The organism is Rhizobium sp. WYCCWR 11152, from assembly GCF_013087615.1.
GTDB lineage: Bacteria > Pseudomonadota > Alphaproteobacteria > Rhizobiales > Rhizobiaceae > Rhizobium > Rhizobium indicum.
In genome coordinates this window covers 803,087-821,265 of record NZ_JABFCP010000006.1, presented here as the reverse complement: position 1 = coordinate 821,265, position 18,179 = coordinate 803,087, and the positions used below count along the sequence as shown (strand labels likewise).

Sequence of the window (18,179 nt, the reverse complement as noted above, 5' to 3'; positions counted from 1 at the left end):
TTCGGCTGCCTGTATTGTCTCCAGGGCACTCGCTGTCTCCCTGAAGTAAGGCAAGGTTTCCCAGAGGCAGCGGTCGCCGACGATATAGAGCGGAGAGGTTCAGTCGAAGAAGCCGACGTCCTCTTCCCTGAGATATCTCCTGGCCGCTTCGGCGTCGATATCGAGGCCCAACCCCGGCGCTTCCAGTAGGTCCACCATGCTGTCCTTGACGATCTGCGGCGGCAAGCCGATTACCAGATCCTCCCACCAGGTGTCGGAGGCGCTCGGATATTCGAAGGCGATATAATTTGCCGGCAAGGTGGCGCAGACATTGATCAACGCGCCGAGCCCCAGCAGGCCGTTAGCGGTGCCGTGCGGTGCCATCAGGATCGAGTGCATGTAGGCGTGCTCGGCGACCCATTTGAGCTCGGCAATGCCGCCAATGTCGGCTGGATCGGGGCCGATGATGCGTACCGCCTGCGTCTCGATCAGTTCCTTGAAATTGTGCCGCAGGTAGATCTGCTCACCAGTGTGGATTGGCGTCGAGGTGGAGGTTGTCAGCTCCCGATAGGCCTGCGGATTGACCCACGGCACGTAGTCGCCAGTCAGCATATCCTCGAGCCACATCAAATTGTACTTCTCGACTGCGCGAGCGAACTTGATCGCGTCGGGCAGCATCCAGCCCGGGCCGCAGTCGAGCGCCAGGCTGACTTTGTCGCCCAGCACTTCCTTCATCGCGATCACGCAGTCGAGCATGTGATTGAAACCGCGCTCGCTGATCATGCCCTGATCCATGGCGCCGTGATAGCCGGCCTTCTTCTGCGTCACGCCGTAGTGGAAGTCCTCGATGGTGTCCTTCATGTTGGAGTGGAACGAGATTCCTTGCTTGACCATGAAGAAGTTCTGCGGCTGCTCCATCATCCATTTGACGTCAGCGGCGTAGTCCTCCGGCCGGTCGCCCGTGCGTTTCTGGCGAATCGAGCCATTGTAGACGCGCACCTTGTCCCGCACCTTGCCGCCGAGCAGTTTATAGACGGGCACGCCCGCGGCCTTGCCGGCAATATCCCATAATGCATGCTCGATAGCGCTTACCGCCGCGCCGTACGGCTTGAAAGAGCCGCGTTGGCGGATCTTCAGCATCACTCTCTCGACGTCAGTAGGGTCCTCGCCGATCAGCGCCTCGCGGAAATGCAGCACAAAGGGCTTGAGGTAGGACTTGGTGAATTCGACTTCGCCCAAGCCATAGAGGCCCTCGTCCGTAACGATGCGGACGATCGGGTGTTTGCCGATAACGGCGCAGCGCAGATCGGTGATCTTCATCTTCGTTCCTTTTCGCCTCAGCTCCAGGTGCGATCCCAGGAATACTCATCGTCCCAGTGATCCGTGGGCTGCCAGATGCCGGTGACACCCGGCTGCAGATGCCGCGAGATCACCTCGTCGACGACGTCGTCAATCCCCAGGCCCGGCTTGTCCGGAACAGTGATGAAGCCGTCCTTCACCAACGGCCTGGGAAGGCCCGTGACGATATCGTCCCACCAGTCGACATCGGCGGAATGGTATTCGAGCGCCATGAAATTTTCGGTCGCGGTCGCGACATGTGCCGCGGCCATTGCGGCGATTGGACTTTCTGCCATGTGGATGGCCATGGCTACACCACTGTCCTGCGCCATATCGCCGATCTTCTTGGTCTCGAGGATGCCCCCACTGGTGAGCAGGTCCGGGTGAATAACGGAGACGCCGCCGCTCTTGAGCAGAGGCTCGAAGCCCTCCTTGAGATATATATCCTCGCCAGTGCAGATCGGTATCGTGGTAGCGTCCTGCAGTTGTCGGTATTGCTCGGTATATTGCCATGGGATCACATCCTCGAGCCAGGCTGGCACGTATTTTTCAATGCGCCTGGCAAGGCGAATGCCGTTCTGCATGGAGATATGGCCGATATGGTCGATCGCAAGCGGCACATCCATGCCGATGACCTCACGAACCTCGGCAATGTATTGCTCAAGCAGATCGAGGCCCTTGTCGGAAAAGTGCAGGCCGGTAAACGGGTGCGGGACGTTATGCAAATCGTATGCAGCGTTGCGCATACGCCGCTCTTCAATGGTCTTCAGTGGTCCGCGACTGGGACCGTCGCGGTATCCTTCCAGTGAGCCGGCAGGAAACACGACCGCACCGGGCACATCCGCGATCTGCATCAATCCCAAATCCATCTTGAGGAAGGTGAATCCGAGCTCCATGCGCTGCTTGAGGCGCTTACCGGTCTCCGTACCGCTTGGCACAGTGGCGTCGGTATCGCAGTAGACACGCACTTTATCCCGAAACCGGCCGCCCAGCATCTGGTAGATAGGGACGCCATAGGCCTTGCCGGCAAGATCCCACAACGCGATTTCAACCGCCGATACGCCGCCGCCTTGCCGGCCATGCCCGCCGAACTGCTTGATCCGGCGAAACAGGCGGTCGATGTCGCAAGGGTTCTCGCCAAGCAACCGGCTCTTCAGCATCAGCGCGTAGGTGGCGCTGGCGCCGTCGCGCACCTCGCCAAGCCCGACGATGCCCTGGTTGGTGTAGATCTTGAGCAGCACCGAGGTGAACGGCGCGCCGACAATTTCGGCCACCCGCATGTCGGTGATGCGGAGGTCGGACGGCTTGGAATGCGTGTTCACCCGATTGAGCGCCTCGTCGGCTCCATGTGCCTCTGGCATGGTTTATCCTCGTTCTGATCGGCGGGGCTCGTCGTCGCGCAAGCTTGGGCGGCGTAGAGCGGTGATAGCTAGTCCAGCTCTATCTCGTGATTTTGAAGGTAGTCGCGGTTCATTTCGACGCCGAGACCAGGCTTGGGCGTAAGCTTGAGGCTGCCGTTCGAAACATCGAGTGGTCTGTCGATGAGGTGATCGTATTTGCCCAGGTTCCACTCCGACGTTTCGAGTTTGTAGAAGTTAGGAACGGTCATCATCACCTGCGCTCCCGCAACCACGTTGATCGGCCCTGCGGCGTCATGCGGCGAGACCGGGATGTAGTAGGCTTCGCATAGGGCAGAAATCTTCTTGAGTTCGGTAATGCCGCCGGTCCAGGTGACATCAGGCATGATGTAGTCGGCAAGCCTGTTTTCGAGCACCGGCACGAAATCCCATTTCGTGTGGCCGCGCTCGCCCCACGAGATAGCGGCACTGACCTTCTCACGGACCTGCTTGAGGGCGTTGAGGCTCTCGGGCGGACAGGGCTCCTCGAACCAGTCGATCTGACCGGCTTCCTCGAGGCTCCGGCAGAGGCGAATGGCGGTGGGAGCGTCGAATCGGCCATGCGCATCGATGAGGATGTCGACATCAGAGCCCGCCGTTTCGCGGATCAGAGCCGTGAGTTCGGCGGCTTCGCGCTCATCCTTGCGGGTCATGCTACCATCGAGGTAACCGTCCTGCTGTTCGCGGGCCTGTCCATCCGCGGTGCGGCCCTGGTGGGGGAACGGATCGAACTTGAGCGCAGTGTGGCCGGACTCGACGATGTCCCGAATTTCCCGGACCACAGCCTCTTTGCTGGTAAATTTGGCCTGGTTGGGATGGGTGTAGAGCGCAATTTCATCGCGTACCGGTCCGCCCAACAGCTCGTAAATCGGCTTACCAAGAACTTTGCCTCGGATGTCCCAGAGGGCTATGTCGATGGCGCTCACGCATTCGACTGCGGCGCCGCGACTGCCCATATAGGTGAAGCTGCGGAATATCTTGTGCCACAGATACTCGATACGCGCCGGGTCCTCGCCCGTCACAGCGGCACCAATCTGCCGCAGGATCGTGCAGAGGGCGCGATTGGCGAGCCTTGTCGTGGTGGTGATCTCTCCCCAGCCGCTCACCCCCTCGTCGGTCGTCACTTCGACGAACAGAAACTCTCCCCAATAAGAAGCATCGGATCTGATGAGCCACGGCCGAACGCTGGTGATTTTCATCTCAACTGCCTTTATCTGAAGTGGTCGGGATAACGGTATTCCAGGCCCGGTATTCTATCCTGCCCGAGCGGCGTTACGCGCACGCATGTGTTCGAGGATGTGCCGGCCGGAGCCCTCGACATGGCGTGCAATGAGTTCGGCTGCTTCGTTCGCATTTCCCGCTTTTACATGCGCGATGAGCTCGCGATGCTCGCTAAGGATCGCGGCACGCCGGGCGAGCGTGAAGTTGAACCGCCGGCTCACGGCTCGAAGCACTTCGCGATGCTTCCACCAAAGCTCGGCGGCATGGCGGTTGTAGTGCTTCTGGTACATGACGGTGTGAAAGGCGGTGTCCAGCTCGCTGTGCCTGAACGTGTCGGCGAAGTCGTTCTCTTCAATCAGGCCTTGGATGCGTTCGAGTTCAGCAATGTCCTCGACGGTGGCCATATTCACGAACCATCGCGTCAGTGCCGGCTCGATCAAGACTCCTATCTCGTAGATGTCGCGAACAAAATCCTGATCTATGGGCCGCACGCGCGCTCCGCGGTTGGGAACAAGGGTGACAAAGCCCTCCCCACGCAACAGTTGCAGAGCCTCGCGCACGGGGTTGGTTGAAGTGCCGTGGCGCCGGGCGAGATCGGTGACCACAAGCCGTTCGTTGGCAGCGAGCCGCCCTTCGATGATGTCTTCCCTGATCAGTTGGTAAAGCGAGGCGCCCTCGCTGGAGGCCCCGATAGCGTCGATTCCTTCGGGTGGCTGCGCTTTAAAATCGCTTGTTTCGGCCAAGGCTGTCCCCAATCAATACATACATTGCTCGGATATCACACGAGATTTCGGTAAACAATGTACGATTTCTCTTGTTGACAGGCAATCTACGATCTGAAAACGTATGATCAGGTCGAAGGGATACATTGGGTGGGAAAGTCCCGCGACCGGGAGGAACGACCGCTCGCCTCGACGCAGAGCGGCATGGGAGAATCTGGAGGATACCCTATGACGAGGATTTCACTCGGCTGTGCCGTCCTGCGCGGCACTGTCTCCACTGCTTTGATGGTATCGTTGGTGTCCGCGTCTGCGCTGGGTGCGCCGGTCGACTTGAGCAAGTGGTCGCCGGAATATGTGCGCTCCATTGCCGGCACACAGGACTTTGACACGGCCGCCGATTGCGCCAAGGTCACCCCGCTCGACTACAAGGGGCGACTGACTTTCTGGTATCAGGGCGTGTTCGAGGGCGACCCCGACCTCCTGCGCCAGTATTACAAGGATTTCTTCGAGACCTTCCGCAAAACCTATCCAAACATCCAGCTTGAGGACCAAGCCCTCACCTATAACGACCTGCTGGACAAGTTCCGGACGGCGCTTCTTGGCAATGCAGCGCCCATGGCGGTCCGCCTGCAAATCCTGGGGGGCACCGAGTTCGCCGCAAAGGGCTATCTGGAACCGCTTAAACCCGAGGATGTAGGGTATTCGACCGAGGATTTCTGGCCCGGTGCGATGAAGGCCGTGACCTGGGAGGGGGTGACCTACGGCATCCCAACCAATAACGAGACGATGGCGTTCATCTGGAACGCCGACGTCTTCAAGCGTGCAGGCCTCGATCCTGACAAGGCTCCGGCAACCTGGGACGACGTCGTCAAATATTCCAAGCAGATCCACGACAAGCTCGGCATTGCCGGTTACGGCCTCGTGGCGCGCAAGAATGCCGGCAATACGCCATATCGCTTCATGCCGCAGCTGTGGGCCTATGGCGGCGGCGTCTTCGACGAAGCTACCGCCAACCCGACCTATAAGCAGGTCCAGCTCGATAGCCCCCAGAGCAAAGCGGCATTGCAAGCCTCCTACGATATGTATGTTCGCGACAAATCGGTTCCGGTTTCAGCGCTCACCAATCAGCAGGCAGATAACCAGCCCCTCTTCCTCGCTGGCCAGCTCGGCATGATGGTCTCGCACCCGTCCGACTACAACGTCATGCTCGACCTGCAGAAAAAGACGACGGGCAGCGACAAGGACAAAGCGCAGACCGTCATCGACAATATGCGCTACGGCCTGATTCCGACTGGCCCCGACGGCAAGCGTGCCGTCGTGTTTGGCGGCTCGAATATTCACATCCTGAAGCCCGAATATGTCGAGGGCGGCAAGGTCGACGAGCCGGCTGCAAAGGCTATCAGCTGCATGTGGGCGAGCCCCGAATGGTCGCTGAAAATGGCCTATGCAGGCTCGAACCCGGGGAACCTTAACGGCTTCAAGACCAAATGGATGAAGGAACGTCTGGACAGTATCAAGTTCCTTGATGTCACGACTTCGATGCTGCCATACGGCATCCCGTTCCCGGCACTGCCACAGTCCCCCGAGATCATGAACATCATCGTCCCGGACATGCTGCAGAATGCCCTCACCGGTGCCATGACCGTCGACCAAGCAGCGGACGACGCAGCCAAGAAGGTAAAAGACCTGACGGACGGCGGACTCTAGTCCACACCTGCCGATCTGACCGGCTGCGCCTCGATTGCAGCCGGTTTCTTCCGAAGAATAAGGGCAGGGCACAGTGACCATCTTGACTGGCAAGGCCGAGGCGCGCCGAAAACTGCAACCCGAGGGGTCTGGCGTGCTGCGAAAGATTTGGGAGCATCGCGCTGACTACGCGTACGTGCTTCCCGCGATCGCCGTGATGCTCATCGTCATAGCCTATCCGATCTACTACACGATCGAGCTGTCGTTCTTCAACACACCGCCTGGCCTGCAGCTCCGGGACAAGATTTTTATCGGCCTCGACAACTACACCGCTATCCTCACAAGTCCGGTGTTCTGGACAGTCACCTCGAACACTCTGATCTGGACATTTGGATCCACTTTGATCTCATTTGTCCTGGGGTTTGCCTGCGCCCTGGCGCTTCATCGCGACTTTGTCGGCCGCGGTATCCTGCGGGCCATCCTGATCATTCCCTGGGTCATCAGCGCGGTCGCCGCGTCCTATATCTGGAAGTGGATCTACCATTCGGACTTTGGAATTATTGGGGCGGTGCTGGTCGGCCTCGGATTGGCCGACAGGCCGCCGAATTTCATCGACAGCGTCAGCACGGTGCTGCCCTCCCTGATCGTCGTCAATATCTGGCGGGAGTTTCCGTTTGCCATGATCATGATGATGGCTGGCCTGCAGACGGTTCCCGATCAGTTGCTGCGCGCCGCAAAAGTCGACGGAGCCAATGCATGGCAGCGGTTCTGGCACGTCACCTTCCCGCATTTGAGAAACGTCTCGACCGTGACGATCCTTCTGCTGGCCGTGGCCAACTTCAATTCATTCATCATCCCCTGGATCATGACCGGCGGCGGGCCGTCGAACGCATCGCATATCTGGATCACTCACATTTATGAGCTCGCCTTCGGCCGCCAGCGCTGGGGGGTGGCATCGGCCTATTCGGTGCTGCTGTTCCTGATCCTGATGTCGTTCGGCTACTTTTACGTCCGTGCGCTGAGCGGCAACGAGCGGAAGGATGGGAGCGCATGAGCACGATTGCCGAGACTGCTCTTCGCGGTAAGGCCCGTCGCCGTATGCGCATCGACGGATGGCGGTGGGGCGGACGCATCTTCCTCGTGTTCATGATGCTTTACACCGCGTTGCCGATGATCTGGATGCTGATCACCTCGATCAAGTCCGGCTTCGCGGCCATGCAATTCCCGCCGCAATGGTGGCCCGACCAACCCACCCTTGCCAGCTACGAGAAGCTGCTCGATCCGCAAAACAGCGTCGGCCAGGACTTCCTGCGCTTCTTCTGGAACAGCCTTTTCGTCTCCACCGCCACGACCATCCTTTCGGTCATCGTGGCAGTACCTGCGGCCTACGCGTTTTCGCGCTTCACCTTCCCGGGCCGAAACTTTCTGTTCTTCGCCGTCTTGCTTCGCAATATGTTCCCGGCGGTGATCTTTCTCGTGCCGCTCTTCATCCTGATGCGCGCGATCGGGCTGGTGAACACGCATGCGTCGCTCGTCCTCACCTACCTCACATTTGGCCTGCCGCTGGCAATCTGGCTTCTCAAGGGCTTCTACGACAACATCCCGGTGCAGCTCGAGCAGGCGGCGCGCATCGACGGCGCGACGCGGTTCCAGGCCTTTGTCCTGATCGTGATGCCGCTCTCGACGCCAGGAATCATCGCCACGGCGATCTATTCCTTTATCGGCGCGTGGAATGAATACATCTACGCTTACACCTTCCTCTCCAAGAACGAGCAGTTGACACTGCCGGTCGGCATCCAGCGCTTCTTCTCGGAGAATACGACGGACTTTCCGGGCCTGATGGCGGCCAGCTTTATGATGAGCGTGCCCGTCGTGGTCCTGTTCCTCGTCCTGCAACGATACTTCGTACGCGCCCTCACGGAAGGCGCAGTCAAGCACTAGAGGAGTTGCCGGTGGCCCACGTGGTCCTTAACGATCTGGTCAAGACCTATGGCAGCTTCAAAGCTGTCAACAACGTTTCGCTGACGGTCAACGACGGCGAATTCGTTGCGCTCGTCGGCCCTTCAGGCTGCGGCAAAACAACCACGCTTAATCTTGTGGCGGGGCTCATCCCCATCACATCTGGCGACATCGTCATCGGCGACCGGGTGGTCAACGACCTCGACCCCAAGGACCGGGACATCGCAATGGTGTTCCAGAACTACGCGCTCTATCCGCAGAAATCGGTCTACAAAAACCTGGCGTTCCCGCTGCAGATGCGCAAATTGCCAAGGGACGAGATCGACAGGAAGGTCAAGGAAGCAGCGCGCGTGCTCGACATGACGCAGCTGCTCGAGCGCAAGCCACGCGAACTTTCGGGCGGGCAACAGCAGCGCGTGGCGCTCGGCCGTGCCCTCGTTCGCGATCCGGCGGTATTCCTGATGGATGAACCACTCTCCAACCTCGACGCAAAGCTGCGCGTGCAGATGCGCTCAGAGATCAAGCGTTTCCACCAGGACCTCAAGGCGACGATCATCTACGTGACCCACGACCAGCTCGAAGCGGTAACTATGGCCGACAGGATGGCGGTCATGAACGGCGGCTACCTGCAGCAATACGATTCGCCGGCGCAGGTCTTCGCCCATCCGGTGAACATGTTCGTCGCCAGCTTCGTCGGCAGCCCGGCGATGAGCCTTGTTCCGCTGGAGGCATCAACGGCAAGCGGCAACACTGTGTTGACCAGCGCGGAGGGCTGGCACTTCGAGCTCTCGCCAGAAAACGCTCAGAAGGTCGCGAGGGCAACAACCAAGAAAGTCGTGCTCGGCGCACGTCACTCGGCGATCAAGTTGCACAAGAGTGCGGTGCCAGGAAGCATCCCTGCCAAGGCCTATACGGTGGAGCCGACCGGAGACGTCACCTTCGTACAGGCGTTCCTGTCTGGCGCCATCGTCAACGTCAGCGTGCCGCCGACTATTTCCGTTGCGCCCGACGAGCAGATTTGGCTCGAGTTCGACCAGGAGCGGATGCATCTGTTCGACGGCGAAACAGAAATGGCCCTCAAGGCCAACTGAGACCAAGCGGATGCGTGTGAAACGAGGGCGTGGATGACTACGAAGCTTAAAATCACGGCGATCAAGCCCTATCCAGTATGGGTAGGAACGCGCAACCAGATGCTGGTCAAGGTCGAGACTGACAACGGCATCTTCGGCTGGGGCGAGAGCGGTTTGAGCGGTCGCGAGAAGGCCGTGGCCGGCGCGATCGAGCACTATCGCGAGTTTCTCATCGGCCGCGACGCGATGCAGATTGGTCGGATCTGGCAAGAAGTCTATCGTAGCCAATACTTCGAAGGCGGGCGCGTTCTGCAGGCGGCGATTTCCGCCATCGACATTGCCCTTCACGACATCAAGGGCAAGGCGCTGGGGGTGCCGGCCTACGATCTGTTGGGCGGCAAGCAGCGCGACCGCATTCCTACCTTCGCCTCCACCGGTGACGAGGCCGAGGGCGATGTTGCCATCGAACGAGCCCGCGAGCTACGCGCACAAGGGTGGCAGGCGATCCGCTTCTTCCCCATCGGGCAAAACAGCAAGGACATCTTTGAGCCGCGCGAATCGATCGGCGCTACAGCAAGCATGCTAAACAAGGCGCGCGAGGCGCTGGGCGACGACGTCGTCCTCGGCATCGACTATCATCATCGGTTGTCGGTGGCAGAGGCAGCGAGCTTCTGTAACAAGCTCGGCCGCGGCGTGCTTGATTTCCTCGAGGAGCCAATACGCGACGAGACACCGGAGGCCTACGAATCCCTGCGCACGATGACCGACATCCCGTTCGCCATCGGCGAGGAATTTGCCAGCAAGTGGCAGTTCCTGCCCTACATCGAGCGTGGCATCCATCAGTTCAACCGGCTCGATGTCTGCAATGTTGGCGGGCTCACTGAAGCGATGAAGGTGGCTGGCTGGAGCGAGGCACACTATGTGGACCTGATGCCGCACAATCCCCTCGGCCCAGTCTGCACGGCCGCGACCATCCATCTCGCCGCCGCGGTGCCGAATTTCGCCTGGCTCGAGACCAGGGCGCCCGAAGCAAAGCTCGGCTTCGACAATTCCGACTTCTTCCCCGTGCAACCACGGCTCGACGGCCCCGACTATCCGGTCAGCGATCTGCCGGGGCTCGGCGTCGAGGTCAACGAAGAGGCGGTCAAGGCGGAGAGCTTTCGGTTCTGGGAAGCACCTCACCTGAAGCGCCGCGACGGTTCTGTTACGAACTGGTAGTTCATCCACCGGAGTCTAAAATGACGCATACTCCCGACATTACGCGACCGCCCAAAGATATGATCGACGCATTGAAGGAAATCGGCGCCGCAACGGTTGCCGGCACGCTTGGCCACATGGGCTTCCGCAATCCGCACATGGTCGGTCCCGTACCGCAGAACCGCGGGAAGTCGATCGTCGGGCCGGCGCTGACGCTCCAGTTCATGCCGCAACGGCCGGACCTCTTCACCGAGGGAGAATATGCCGATCCGGAGACGCAGTTGCACCGGCACGTGCTCTATCACGCGCAGGAGGGCGATGTGGTGGTGGTCGACGCGCGCGGCGATATGAGTTCGGGCGTCTTCGGCGATATGATGTCGACCTATTTCAAAGGCAGAGGCGGCGGTGGCATCGTGATCGATGGCTGCATGCGCGATCGGCCCAATGTCGAGAAGCTGGATCTCCCCCTTTGGCTGCGCGGCTGGACGCCCAACTACCATGTGCAGACCAGCATCTACCCCAATGCCGTCAACGTTCCGATTGCCTGCGGCGGTGTCACGGTCATCCCCGGCGACATCATCGTCGCCGACGACGACGGGGTTGTGGTGCTTCCGGTCGCAATGGCCTCGCAGGTAATCGAAGAATCGCAAAAGCATCACGATTGGGAGGAGTTCTCGCGAGTGAAGCTTATGGAGGGCGGGTCGTTGCAGCGCTACTATCCGCTGCATGACGATGCCCGCGGAGAGTACGAAGAGTGGCGCAAAACAAACCGCTTGGAGAACCGAAGTTAGCCTACTGATTACCCTCGGCGGGCCGCGAACCTTCTGAGGTATTGCCGACGTCTACGCAAAAAATAGGGAGTCGAATTTCGCCGCAGCGCGATCAACGGTTTGCTCCCGCCGTCTCCCGCCGTCCTGAGTATTTGCCAGGCGAAACTCTGTTTCCAGACAACGTATTCGGTTCCACATTGCACTTTACAACTATATAACATAGTTGCTACGTTACTAGCGATGGTGAAGCGGGCCTGCTGACTGGTTGTTGGGCTGCCCTTAATGAAGGACGCTGCGACGATGTCTGGGATCTATGCCACTTTTTCCGACGATAGTTTTGCGGGCCGAACGGTCCTTATCACGGGCGCCGCGAGCGGAATGGGTCTAGAAACTGCAAGGGCCTTCGCCAGCAAGGGCGCAGAAGTCGTCATGGCCGATCGTGATGAGGCGGGGCTGAAGCGCTACGGTGCGGAGCTGCGCAATGGCGGCGCGGCTGTTCACACCGTGACGGTGGATGTCAGCGATCAGGAGAGCATCGACAAAGCCTTCGATTATTGCGACGCCAATCTCGCGCGTCTCGATAACGTCGTGACATGTGCAGCGATCATCACAGCCAAGCGTATATTCGAGCAGGATCGGGCGCATTGGCACCGCGTGCTCGATGTCAATCTGCTCGGCACCTTCTTCGTCGTGCAGGGCGCAGTCAAACGCATGCTCGACAATCCCGATGGCGGCAACATCGTCTGTATCGCCTCGGATGCTGGCGTGCATGGCGGCGGCGGGCTGATTGCCGATACCGCCTATGCGGCATCGAAGGCCGGGACCTTGTCGATGGTCAAGTCAGTGGCGCGTGAACTTGCGGGCAAGAAGATCCGCATCAACGCGCTGAACCCCGGGCCGACGGATTCCCCGATGCACTCCCATATCGACCAGTCACTGAAGGACCGCATCGCCGGCAATCTGCCGATGCGGCGCATGGGGCGGCCGGAGGATATGGCGGCGGCAATCATGTTCCTGTGCTCGGATGCTGCCAGCTTTACCTACGGTGCTGCGCTCGATGTCGATGGCGGATCGATGTTCCGCTAGATCAGGATGATTTTGGGCCGGATCGGCCTGAAATCTGAATCCTGATCTAAATCAAGGAAATAGAGCATGATGTCGTCCGAAAACCGCGCACACTTTTCGGCATCATGCTCTAGGCCGGGGAGGGGATAAAACTATGCAGCAGACAGCTCGCCGTTACGCCTATTCGGCCGATATTCCCGAACTCGATGATGTCGATGTGCTCGTCATCGGGGGCGGACCATCGGGATTATCGGCCGCGGTGGCGGCGGCACGTCTTGGCGTGCGGGTACGCCTTGTGGAGCGCTACGGCTTCCTTGGTGGCAATCTCACGGCGGGCCTCGTCGGCCCCTGCATGACCTCCTATTCGCTCGACGGCAGCCAGCAACTGATCCGCGGCATCTACGAAGAATTCGTTCAGCGGATGATGGCGCTCGGCGGCGCGCTGCATCCGAGTACGATCCCGGCAGGTTCGGCCTATTGCGGCTTCATCGTCTACGGCCACGACAAGGTGACCCCTTTCCAGCCTGAGGCGGCGAAGGTCGCGGCGCAGCGCATGTGCGTCGAGGCGGGCGTGGAATTGTTGCTGCACACCATGGTCGTCGATGCCATCGTCGATGACCATGATGCGGACAATCCCCGGGTGCTCGGTGTTGTTTGCGCCGGCAAGGGTGGGCTGAGGAGCGTTCGTGCCAAGGTCGTCGTCGATTGCTCGGCTGACGGCGATGTCGCCCATTATGCCGGCGTCCATACCCGTCAGGGGCGGGAAAGCGACGGCCTTTCCCAGCCGCAGACGCTGTTCTTCCGCGTGCAGAACGTCGATGACCAGGTGGTGGAGGATTATATTCGCGCGCATCCGCAGGATTTTCGGCCTTTCGCCTCGATCGTCGCCAAGGCGACGGCAGAGGGCCGCTTTCCCGCGCCTCGCCGCGGCATCGGCCTTTACAGGACCATGGAACCGGGCGTCTGGCGCATCAATACCGGCCGCGTGTTGCGCCGCAATGGGGCTGACGCCCTTGAGCTCTCGCTTGCCGAGGTCGAAGGCCGGGAGCAGACCGTGGCGCTGCTCGATTTCTTTCGCGGCAATCTGCCGGGCTTCGAACAGGTGGAACTGCGGGACACGGCAACCCAGATCGGCGTGCGGGAAACCCGACGGATCGACGGCGCCTACGAATTGACGCTGCAAGATTTGCATTCCGGCCGCGCCTTCGAAGATGTCGTGGCGTTGTGCGGCTATCCGCTCGATATTCACGACCCCACAGGCTCGGGCGGTGGTACCGGTGGCGCGGGGCTCGATGCCGCCAATATCTACCAGATACCTTACCGGGTCATGCTGCCGCGCGTTCATGAGGGCCTGTTGGTGTCCGGCCGCGCGGTCTCGGCGACGCATGAGGCGCTCAGCGCCATTCGCGTCATGCCGCCCTGTTTTGCGCTCGGCCAGGCGGCCGGTGTTGCCGCAGCACTTTCGATCGGCAACAGGGCCAGCCCGCGGCATGTCGACTATGCGGATTTGCGTAGGGAACTTTTGGCCCAGGGTGCCTATCTTGGTTGACGGAAGGAGAAAGCGGGGAAGCGATACCCGCGTTTCTCAAATCAAGCCTTCAGATGAAGGGTCACCAGCACGGTGCATTCGGCGCCATCGGCAAAGTGGGTTGCAACGCGCAGCCAATTGCCGAAGGCGTTGAGCCGGGCGACGGCAACGCCGTCCTGTTCGCCGGGCATGGCGAATTCCGTTCCTTCTCGAACCCAGTGCATGCCGTCAGGCGAGATTTCCACCCAGCCCTTGGGTGCAGCGCCGACGGGGGGCTTCAATGCCCGAATAAAGAACACGGCTTCATGCGCCCAGCCGGCCTCATAGGGTTCGCTCGCGGCGTCGCCGCTCCAGCACTCATTGCGGGTTATCACCGCCGTGATGTTTTCGGGAAGCATCAAAAATCCCCTGAAATACAGATAGAATCGACGTAGAGAAACGCGCGCTTGGCGACATCCGTCTCGGCGAACAGGCAGAAGTTCAGCATGCACCAGAGGTTTTTCATCGCCGGAATCCGGATCGACTCGAAGCCGGATACGTCGAAATTCCGGTCGTTGCACTGCAAGCCAGTGGCCTTCATGGAGGCGAGGTCGAAATCGAAACGCATATAGCTCCAGTTCACCTTCGTCGGGATCTCATTGTAGCAGAGCCGTTGTTCACCATCCGGCAGGTCCAGCCAGCCCTCGGGCGCCAGGTGATAGTGGCTTACGGTCTTGTCTTCCCGGCCAATGGCGGTGAAGACCGTGGTCTCACGTTTGTACTGCCATTTCTGCAGGTGCTTGCCGTCGAGTGCATTGAGAAAGCGCAGATGTGGCATAACCCGCTCGCCGTCTCCGTCCCGATCGCCGCATTGCAGGTCGAACAGGAAGCCGATCGATCGCACGTCGGTTTCCGATAGTTTCAGTTCCGTCGCCTCCGGCTTGAACGTGAAAAAAATCTCGAAACGGATCGGCCCGCGCTTGCGGAAGGTGTGACGCTTGATTGCAACGTTCTGGGCACCCGGTTTTGCCTTCGTGGCGATCTTTAGCGCATAGGACGAATCCATGCCGCCGTGGGATCCTGCATCCCAATGTCCGAGCGTTGAGAGCATGGCGCTCGAGTGCTGGGCAAAGCCCGGCAGCATGACGTCGAGGCTGTCCTCGTAATTGCCGACCAACTGTGACCAGCCGCAATGCCCGCGCGAAAAATCGTCAAAGGACAGGATACGCGGCAGAGGATCGAAACGGCTGAGCGCCGGATCCGCGCGAAGCATGCCGAGCCTCATGGCTTCCATCATGTCGGCTGTGGAAGAGGGGGCTGATGTCGTCATTGTGGCGTTGACCTCACTGTATGCGGAGCCGTTTGACGGCTTCCCAATCGATTTCGATGCCGAGACCCGGCCGTGTCGGCACGTCGAGCTGGCCATTCTTCTGGCGCAGGCAGCCTGGCGCCAGATCGGCCAGGTCGCGCTTGAAGGGGCTAAGATCGCATTCCATCACCCGGAAATTCGGAAGGGCGGCCGCAAGATGCGCGCTGGCCGTCTCGCAGATAATGCCGGACATGCCGATATGCGGGGCGTAGGCCACATCATGAAGGGCGGCATAGTCGGCCATGCGCCGTGTTTCGGATATGCCGCCGGCACGGGCGACATCTGGCTGCAGGATTGAAAGGGTGCGGTTGGCGACGAGACGCTGCGTCTGATCGGCGGTAAAGTTGCTCTCTCCGGCTGCGAGCGGCACGTCGCAGCGTTTGCGCAGTTCTTGGTAGCCTTGCTCGTTTTCCGGCGCCAGCGGCTCCTCGAACCAGAAGTAACCGTTGGCCGAAAGTGCCCTGCCGACTTCGATCGCCTGGTCCAGATCATAGGCCCAGTTGGCGTCGACACAGAGCTCGATATCGTCGCCTGCGCGTTTGCGCAGCCGTTCGATACGCCGGCAGGCTTCCTTGACGGGATTGGCCATCTTGACTTTGATGCGCGGGAATCCCTCACCGATATAGCGCTCCAGTTCCCGATCCGCCTCAGCATCGTCGACCCAGTTTACGGCGGCGGCATAGACGTCGATCGTTTCCCGGCCGATGCCGCCAAGCAGCTTGGCGATCGGCATGCCCGCGGCCTTGCCCATGATGTCCCACAGCGCAATGTCGACGCCAGCGATCGCCTCGATCAGCATGCCGCCGGCCCGGCCTGACAGCGAGCGCCGCATGGATTGCCAGAGCGCGCCGATGTTGCGTGCGTCCTGTCCGATCAGCCGTGGTTTTAAAGAGGTTTCGATCAGTTCCGCATAGGCCTTGGGCGAAAACCGGGCCAGCACCTCACCGACGCCGACGGCATCGGTGCGCACCTCGACGAGAAGCATCGAGACCTTGTGATAGGTGCCCCAGGACGTGACGGTCGGTTTGGGCAGCGTCTGGTTGAGCGGATGGGCGATGACATCTGAAATGAGGATCGCCTGTCCGGCAGAATGTTGCACAGAATCCATCGGCTCTTTCGTTCCCAATGTTTTGCTCGCTGCTCTTGGTTTTGCTCGCTGCTTTGGGGCGCGTCTGTTATTCCTAGCTAGATGTTGGTGACTTGGCAACTGATAAACCTAGTTGCTAAGTTGGAAACTGCATGTTAGCTTTGTGAATATGAGGATCGAAATGACCGAAATTCCCGAAAGGAAACCCGTTTTCACCTCCAAGCCGCCGAACCCTTCGCGGTTGGCGGATGGGGTGTCCGATGCGATTGCCGCCGCGCTCTTTGATGGGCGCATCTCGCCTGGCGAGCCGTTGCCGCCCGAAGGGGAGATCGCCAGGGAGTTCGGTGTCTCGAAGCCGATTGCCCGTGAGGCGCTTCGCCAGCTGACGGCAGCCGGGTTGATCTTCACCCAACAAGGCAAGGTTGCCCGCGCCAAGGCGCTTAGCGGCGACTCGATGGACAAAATCTACGGCTACGCGGTGCGTTCCAGTCTCAAGCGGCTGCGCGAAGCCAATGAAATGCGCCGCGTCGTCGAGACGGGAATTGCCCGGCTCGCCGCCGAACGTCGCGATCCGGAAGGTCTGGAGATCATGCGGCAGGGCCTGGCGGGCATGCTGGCTTCCGTGCAGGAGCCTTCCGGCTTTACCGCCGCCGATATCCTGTTTCACCTTGGCCTTGCCGTGACGACTGGCAATTACATGATCCGCGTGCACATGGAGAGCATGCGTTCCGTGCAGCGCGAGGTGTCGGAATTGTTTTCACGTCGCGCCAATCGCAGTGACGCTGACTGGCGGGCAACGATTGACCGGCATCAGGCGATCTACGACGCAATTGCAGTTGGTAATGCCGACCTCGCCGAGCAAAAAATCCGGGAGCATTTCGAAGCTGCCGACATTGCCTCGCTCGAGGTGGCCGACAAGTTGAAAGATGCCGAGCGATGAGCGCCGCGCGCTTCTCACTGAAAGGCCGGCGCGTGCTGGTAACCGGTGCCAGTTCCGGCATCGGCCGGGCTGTTGCGCTTGGCCTTGCGGAGCATGGAGCGGAACTGATCCTGCATCATTTCGGTAATGAGACGGGCGCGAGCGAGGTCGTCCGGGCGACAGGCGGCACAGCGCCGGTACTGGAAGCAGACTTCACCGACGGGCGTGCGACGCGGGCTTTTGCCGATGAAGTGCTCAAAACATACGGCCCGATCGATATCCTCATTGCCAATGCCGCCATCGAACATCGGCGGCCCTGGCAGGAATTGGATGAGGCGCATGTCAACGCCCATGTGGCATCGAATTTCTCGGCGCTGCTGACGCTGACGGCAAAGCTGGTTCCACCGATGGCCGAGCGGGGCTGGGGCAGGGTCGTCGCCACAGGCAGTGTCATGGCGGTGCGGCCGCGGGCGGAAACGGTTGTTTATGCGTCGCTCAAGGCGGCGCAGTTGACTGCGATCAGGTCGATTGCGCGCGAAACCGGCCATCGCGGCGTCACGCTGAATGTGGTTTCGCCGGGTGCGATCGAGATCGAAGCCAATGCCGCGCGCTACGGCGACCCGGCGTTCCGCGAAGCGGTTGCCGCCAAGATCCCTGTGGGCAGGCCGGGCCAGCCGCAGGACCTGGTTGGGGCGTTTGTTTTTTTGTGCAGCGATGCTGCCAGCTACATTACGGGTGCAAATATTCCGGTCGACGGAGGATGGTCGATCGGAGACGCGCCCGGGAGCCTTCCGCACGCTGCCGGGTGAGCGGCCTGCGGCAAGGTTTTCGAGATCATGCGGCGGAACCATCCGCCGCAGCTTGCAGCCAAAATTCCAGGCGAATGCCGTTTG

Annotated in this window: 17 protein-coding genes; 10 read left to right on the top strand and 7 right to left on the bottom strand. The window is 60.3% G+C overall.

Features of this window, described 5'->3' with window-relative positions:
• Nucleotides 1-99 precede the first annotated feature (99 nt).
• The 4 genes from G9X67_RS09840 to G9X67_RS09825 all read right to left on the bottom strand — a co-directional run bounded on the left by G9X67_RS09840 (nucleotide 100) and on the right by G9X67_RS09825 (nucleotide 4,678).
• Nucleotides 100-1,299, bottom strand: coding sequence for a mandelate racemase/muconate lactonizing enzyme family protein (locus G9X67_RS09840; protein ID WP_138386728.1), 1,200 nt, complete (start codon nucleotides 1,297-1,299; stop codon nucleotides 100-102).
• Between the two features lie 17 nt (nucleotides 1,300-1,316).
• Nucleotides 1,317-2,678, bottom strand: coding sequence for a mandelate racemase/muconate lactonizing enzyme family protein (locus tag G9X67_RS09835; RefSeq protein ID WP_138386729.1), 1,362 nt, complete (start codon nucleotides 2,676-2,678; stop codon nucleotides 1,317-1,319).
• A gap of 68 nt (nucleotides 2,679-2,746) precedes the next feature.
• A complete protein-coding gene (locus G9X67_RS09830) occupies nucleotides 2,747-3,913 on the bottom strand; it encodes a mandelate racemase/muconate lactonizing enzyme family protein (RefSeq protein WP_171598582.1) in 1,167 nt (388 codons plus the stop codon).
• Nucleotides 3,914-3,967: 54 nt separating this feature from the next.
• Nucleotides 3,968-4,678, bottom strand: coding sequence for a GntR family transcriptional regulator (locus G9X67_RS09825; RefSeq protein WP_171598581.1), 711 nt, complete (start codon nucleotides 4,676-4,678; stop codon nucleotides 3,968-3,970).
• Between the two features lie 207 nt (nucleotides 4,679-4,885).
• Between G9X67_RS09825 and G9X67_RS09820 the strand changes: the two genes are divergently transcribed.
• From G9X67_RS09820 to G9X67_RS09785, 8 genes are all read left to right on the top strand, one after another.
• On the top strand, nucleotides 4,886-6,364 hold the full coding sequence (locus G9X67_RS09820) for a sugar ABC transporter substrate-binding protein (protein WP_171598580.1): 1,479 nt from the start codon (nucleotides 4,886-4,888) through the stop codon (nucleotides 6,362-6,364).
• Between the two features lie 73 nt (nucleotides 6,365-6,437).
• Nucleotides 6,438-7,397: a sugar ABC transporter permease gene (locus G9X67_RS09815; protein ID WP_138330099.1), complete on the top strand. Its 960-nt coding sequence runs from the start codon at nucleotides 6,438-6,440 to the stop codon at nucleotides 7,395-7,397.
• Complete coding sequence (locus tag G9X67_RS09810; RefSeq protein WP_138330101.1) at nucleotides 7,394-8,284, top strand: carbohydrate ABC transporter permease; 891 nt, start codon at nucleotides 7,394-7,396, stop codon at nucleotides 8,282-8,284. Before G9X67_RS09815 ends, G9X67_RS09810 begins: the two co-directional genes overlap by 4 nt.
• 11 nt (nucleotides 8,285-8,295) lie before the next feature.
• Nucleotides 8,296-9,393 (top strand): ABC transporter ATP-binding protein, encoded by a 1,098-nt coding sequence (locus G9X67_RS09805; RefSeq protein WP_138386731.1) that lies wholly within the window; start codon nucleotides 8,296-8,298, stop codon nucleotides 9,391-9,393.
• A 33-nt stretch (nucleotides 9,394-9,426) separates the two neighbouring features.
• Nucleotides 9,427-10,590 (top strand): mandelate racemase/muconate lactonizing enzyme family protein, encoded by a 1,164-nt coding sequence (locus G9X67_RS09800; RefSeq protein ID WP_138386732.1) that lies wholly within the window; start codon nucleotides 9,427-9,429, stop codon nucleotides 10,588-10,590.
• A gap of 20 nt (nucleotides 10,591-10,610) precedes the next feature.
• Nucleotides 10,611-11,360: a ribonuclease activity regulator RraA gene (locus G9X67_RS09795; RefSeq protein ID WP_171598579.1), complete on the top strand. Its 750-nt coding sequence runs from the start codon at nucleotides 10,611-10,613 to the stop codon at nucleotides 11,358-11,360.
• Nucleotides 11,361-11,621: 261 nt separating this feature from the next.
• The gene (locus G9X67_RS09790) at nucleotides 11,622-12,425 is read left to right on the top strand and encodes an SDR family oxidoreductase (RefSeq protein ID WP_171598578.1); all 804 of its coding nucleotides are present in this window, start codon (nucleotides 11,622-11,624) and stop codon (nucleotides 12,423-12,425) included.
• Nucleotides 12,426-12,558: 133 nt separating this feature from the next.
• Nucleotides 12,559-13,953, top strand: coding sequence for an FAD-dependent oxidoreductase (locus G9X67_RS09785; RefSeq protein ID WP_138330111.1), 1,395 nt, complete (start codon nucleotides 12,559-12,561; stop codon nucleotides 13,951-13,953).
• 41 nt (nucleotides 13,954-13,994) lie between these two features.
• On the opposite strand, the gene G9X67_RS09780 is transcribed toward G9X67_RS09785, so the two are convergent.
• The 3 genes from G9X67_RS09780 to G9X67_RS09770 are packed head-to-tail and all read right to left on the bottom strand — an operon-like array spanning nucleotide 13,995 to nucleotide 16,388.
• Nucleotides 13,995-14,330, bottom strand: a complete 336-nt coding sequence (locus tag G9X67_RS09780) for a hypothetical protein (protein WP_138330113.1) — start codon at nucleotides 14,328-14,330, stop codon at nucleotides 13,995-13,997.
• Nucleotides 14,330-15,196, bottom strand: a complete 867-nt coding sequence (locus G9X67_RS09775) for a DUF6772 family protein (protein WP_138330663.1) — start codon at nucleotides 15,194-15,196, stop codon at nucleotides 14,330-14,332. Before G9X67_RS09775 ends, G9X67_RS09780 begins: the two co-directional genes overlap by 1 nt.
• A 58-nt stretch (nucleotides 15,197-15,254) precedes the next feature.
• Entirely contained in the window at nucleotides 15,255-16,388 is a 1,134-nt protein-coding gene (locus G9X67_RS09770; RefSeq protein WP_171598577.1) for a mandelate racemase/muconate lactonizing enzyme family protein, read from the bottom strand.
• 160 nt (nucleotides 16,389-16,548) lie between these two features.
• On the opposite strand from G9X67_RS09770, the gene G9X67_RS09765 reads away from it, so the two are divergent.
• Complete coding sequence (locus tag G9X67_RS09765) at nucleotides 16,549-17,307, top strand: FCD domain-containing protein (protein ID WP_138386737.1); 759 nt, start codon at nucleotides 16,549-16,551, stop codon at nucleotides 17,305-17,307.
• On the top strand, nucleotides 17,304-18,095 hold the full coding sequence (locus G9X67_RS09760; RefSeq protein WP_138330119.1) for an SDR family oxidoreductase: 792 nt from the start codon (nucleotides 17,304-17,306) through the stop codon (nucleotides 18,093-18,095). Before G9X67_RS09765 ends, G9X67_RS09760 begins: the two co-directional genes overlap by 4 nt.
• Nucleotides 18,096-18,179: the final 84 nt, after the last annotated feature.

Excerpts from the sequence above, each read along its gene's own strand:
- G9X67_RS09785 (WP_138330111.1), top strand. The coding sequence starts at position 12,559 with ATGCAGCAGACAGCTCGCCGTTACGCCTATTCGGCCGATATTCCCGAA.
- G9X67_RS09775 (WP_138330663.1), bottom strand. The coding sequence starts at position 15,196 with ATGAGGCTCGGCATGCTTCGCGCGGATCCGGCGCTCAGCCGTTTCGAT.
- G9X67_RS09840 (WP_138386728.1), bottom strand. The coding sequence starts at position 1,299 with ATGAAGATCACCGATCTGCGCTGCGCCGTTATCGGCAAACACCCGATC.
- G9X67_RS09765 (WP_138386737.1), top strand. The coding sequence starts at position 16,549 with ATGACCGAAATTCCCGAAAGGAAACCCGTTTTCACCTCCAAGCCGCCG.
- G9X67_RS09790 (WP_171598578.1), top strand. The coding sequence starts at position 11,622 with ATGAAGGACGCTGCGACGATGTCTGGGATCTATGCCACTTTTTCCGAC.
- G9X67_RS09835 (WP_138386729.1), bottom strand. The coding sequence starts at position 2,678 with ATGCCAGAGGCACATGGAGCCGACGAGGCGCTCAATCGGGTGAACACG.
- G9X67_RS09810 (WP_138330101.1), top strand. The coding sequence starts at position 7,394 with ATGAGCACGATTGCCGAGACTGCTCTTCGCGGTAAGGCCCGTCGCCGT.
- G9X67_RS09820 (WP_171598580.1), top strand. The coding sequence starts at position 4,886 with ATGACGAGGATTTCACTCGGCTGTGCCGTCCTGCGCGGCACTGTCTCC.
- G9X67_RS09830 (WP_171598582.1), bottom strand. The coding sequence starts at position 3,913 with ATGAAAATCACCAGCGTTCGGCCGTGGCTCATCAGATCCGATGCTTCT.
- G9X67_RS09770 (WP_171598577.1), bottom strand. The coding sequence starts at position 16,388 with ATGGATTCTGTGCAACATTCTGCCGGACAGGCGATCCTCATTTCAGAT.
- G9X67_RS09780 (WP_138330113.1), bottom strand. The coding sequence starts at position 14,330 with ATGCTTCCCGAAAACATCACGGCGGTGATAACCCGCAATGAGTGCTGG.
- G9X67_RS09795 (WP_171598579.1), top strand. The coding sequence starts at position 10,611 with ATGACGCATACTCCCGACATTACGCGACCGCCCAAAGATATGATCGAC.
- G9X67_RS09760 (WP_138330119.1), top strand. The coding sequence starts at position 17,304 with ATGAGCGCCGCGCGCTTCTCACTGAAAGGCCGGCGCGTGCTGGTAACC.
- G9X67_RS09800 (WP_138386732.1), top strand. The coding sequence starts at position 9,427 with ATGACTACGAAGCTTAAAATCACGGCGATCAAGCCCTATCCAGTATGG.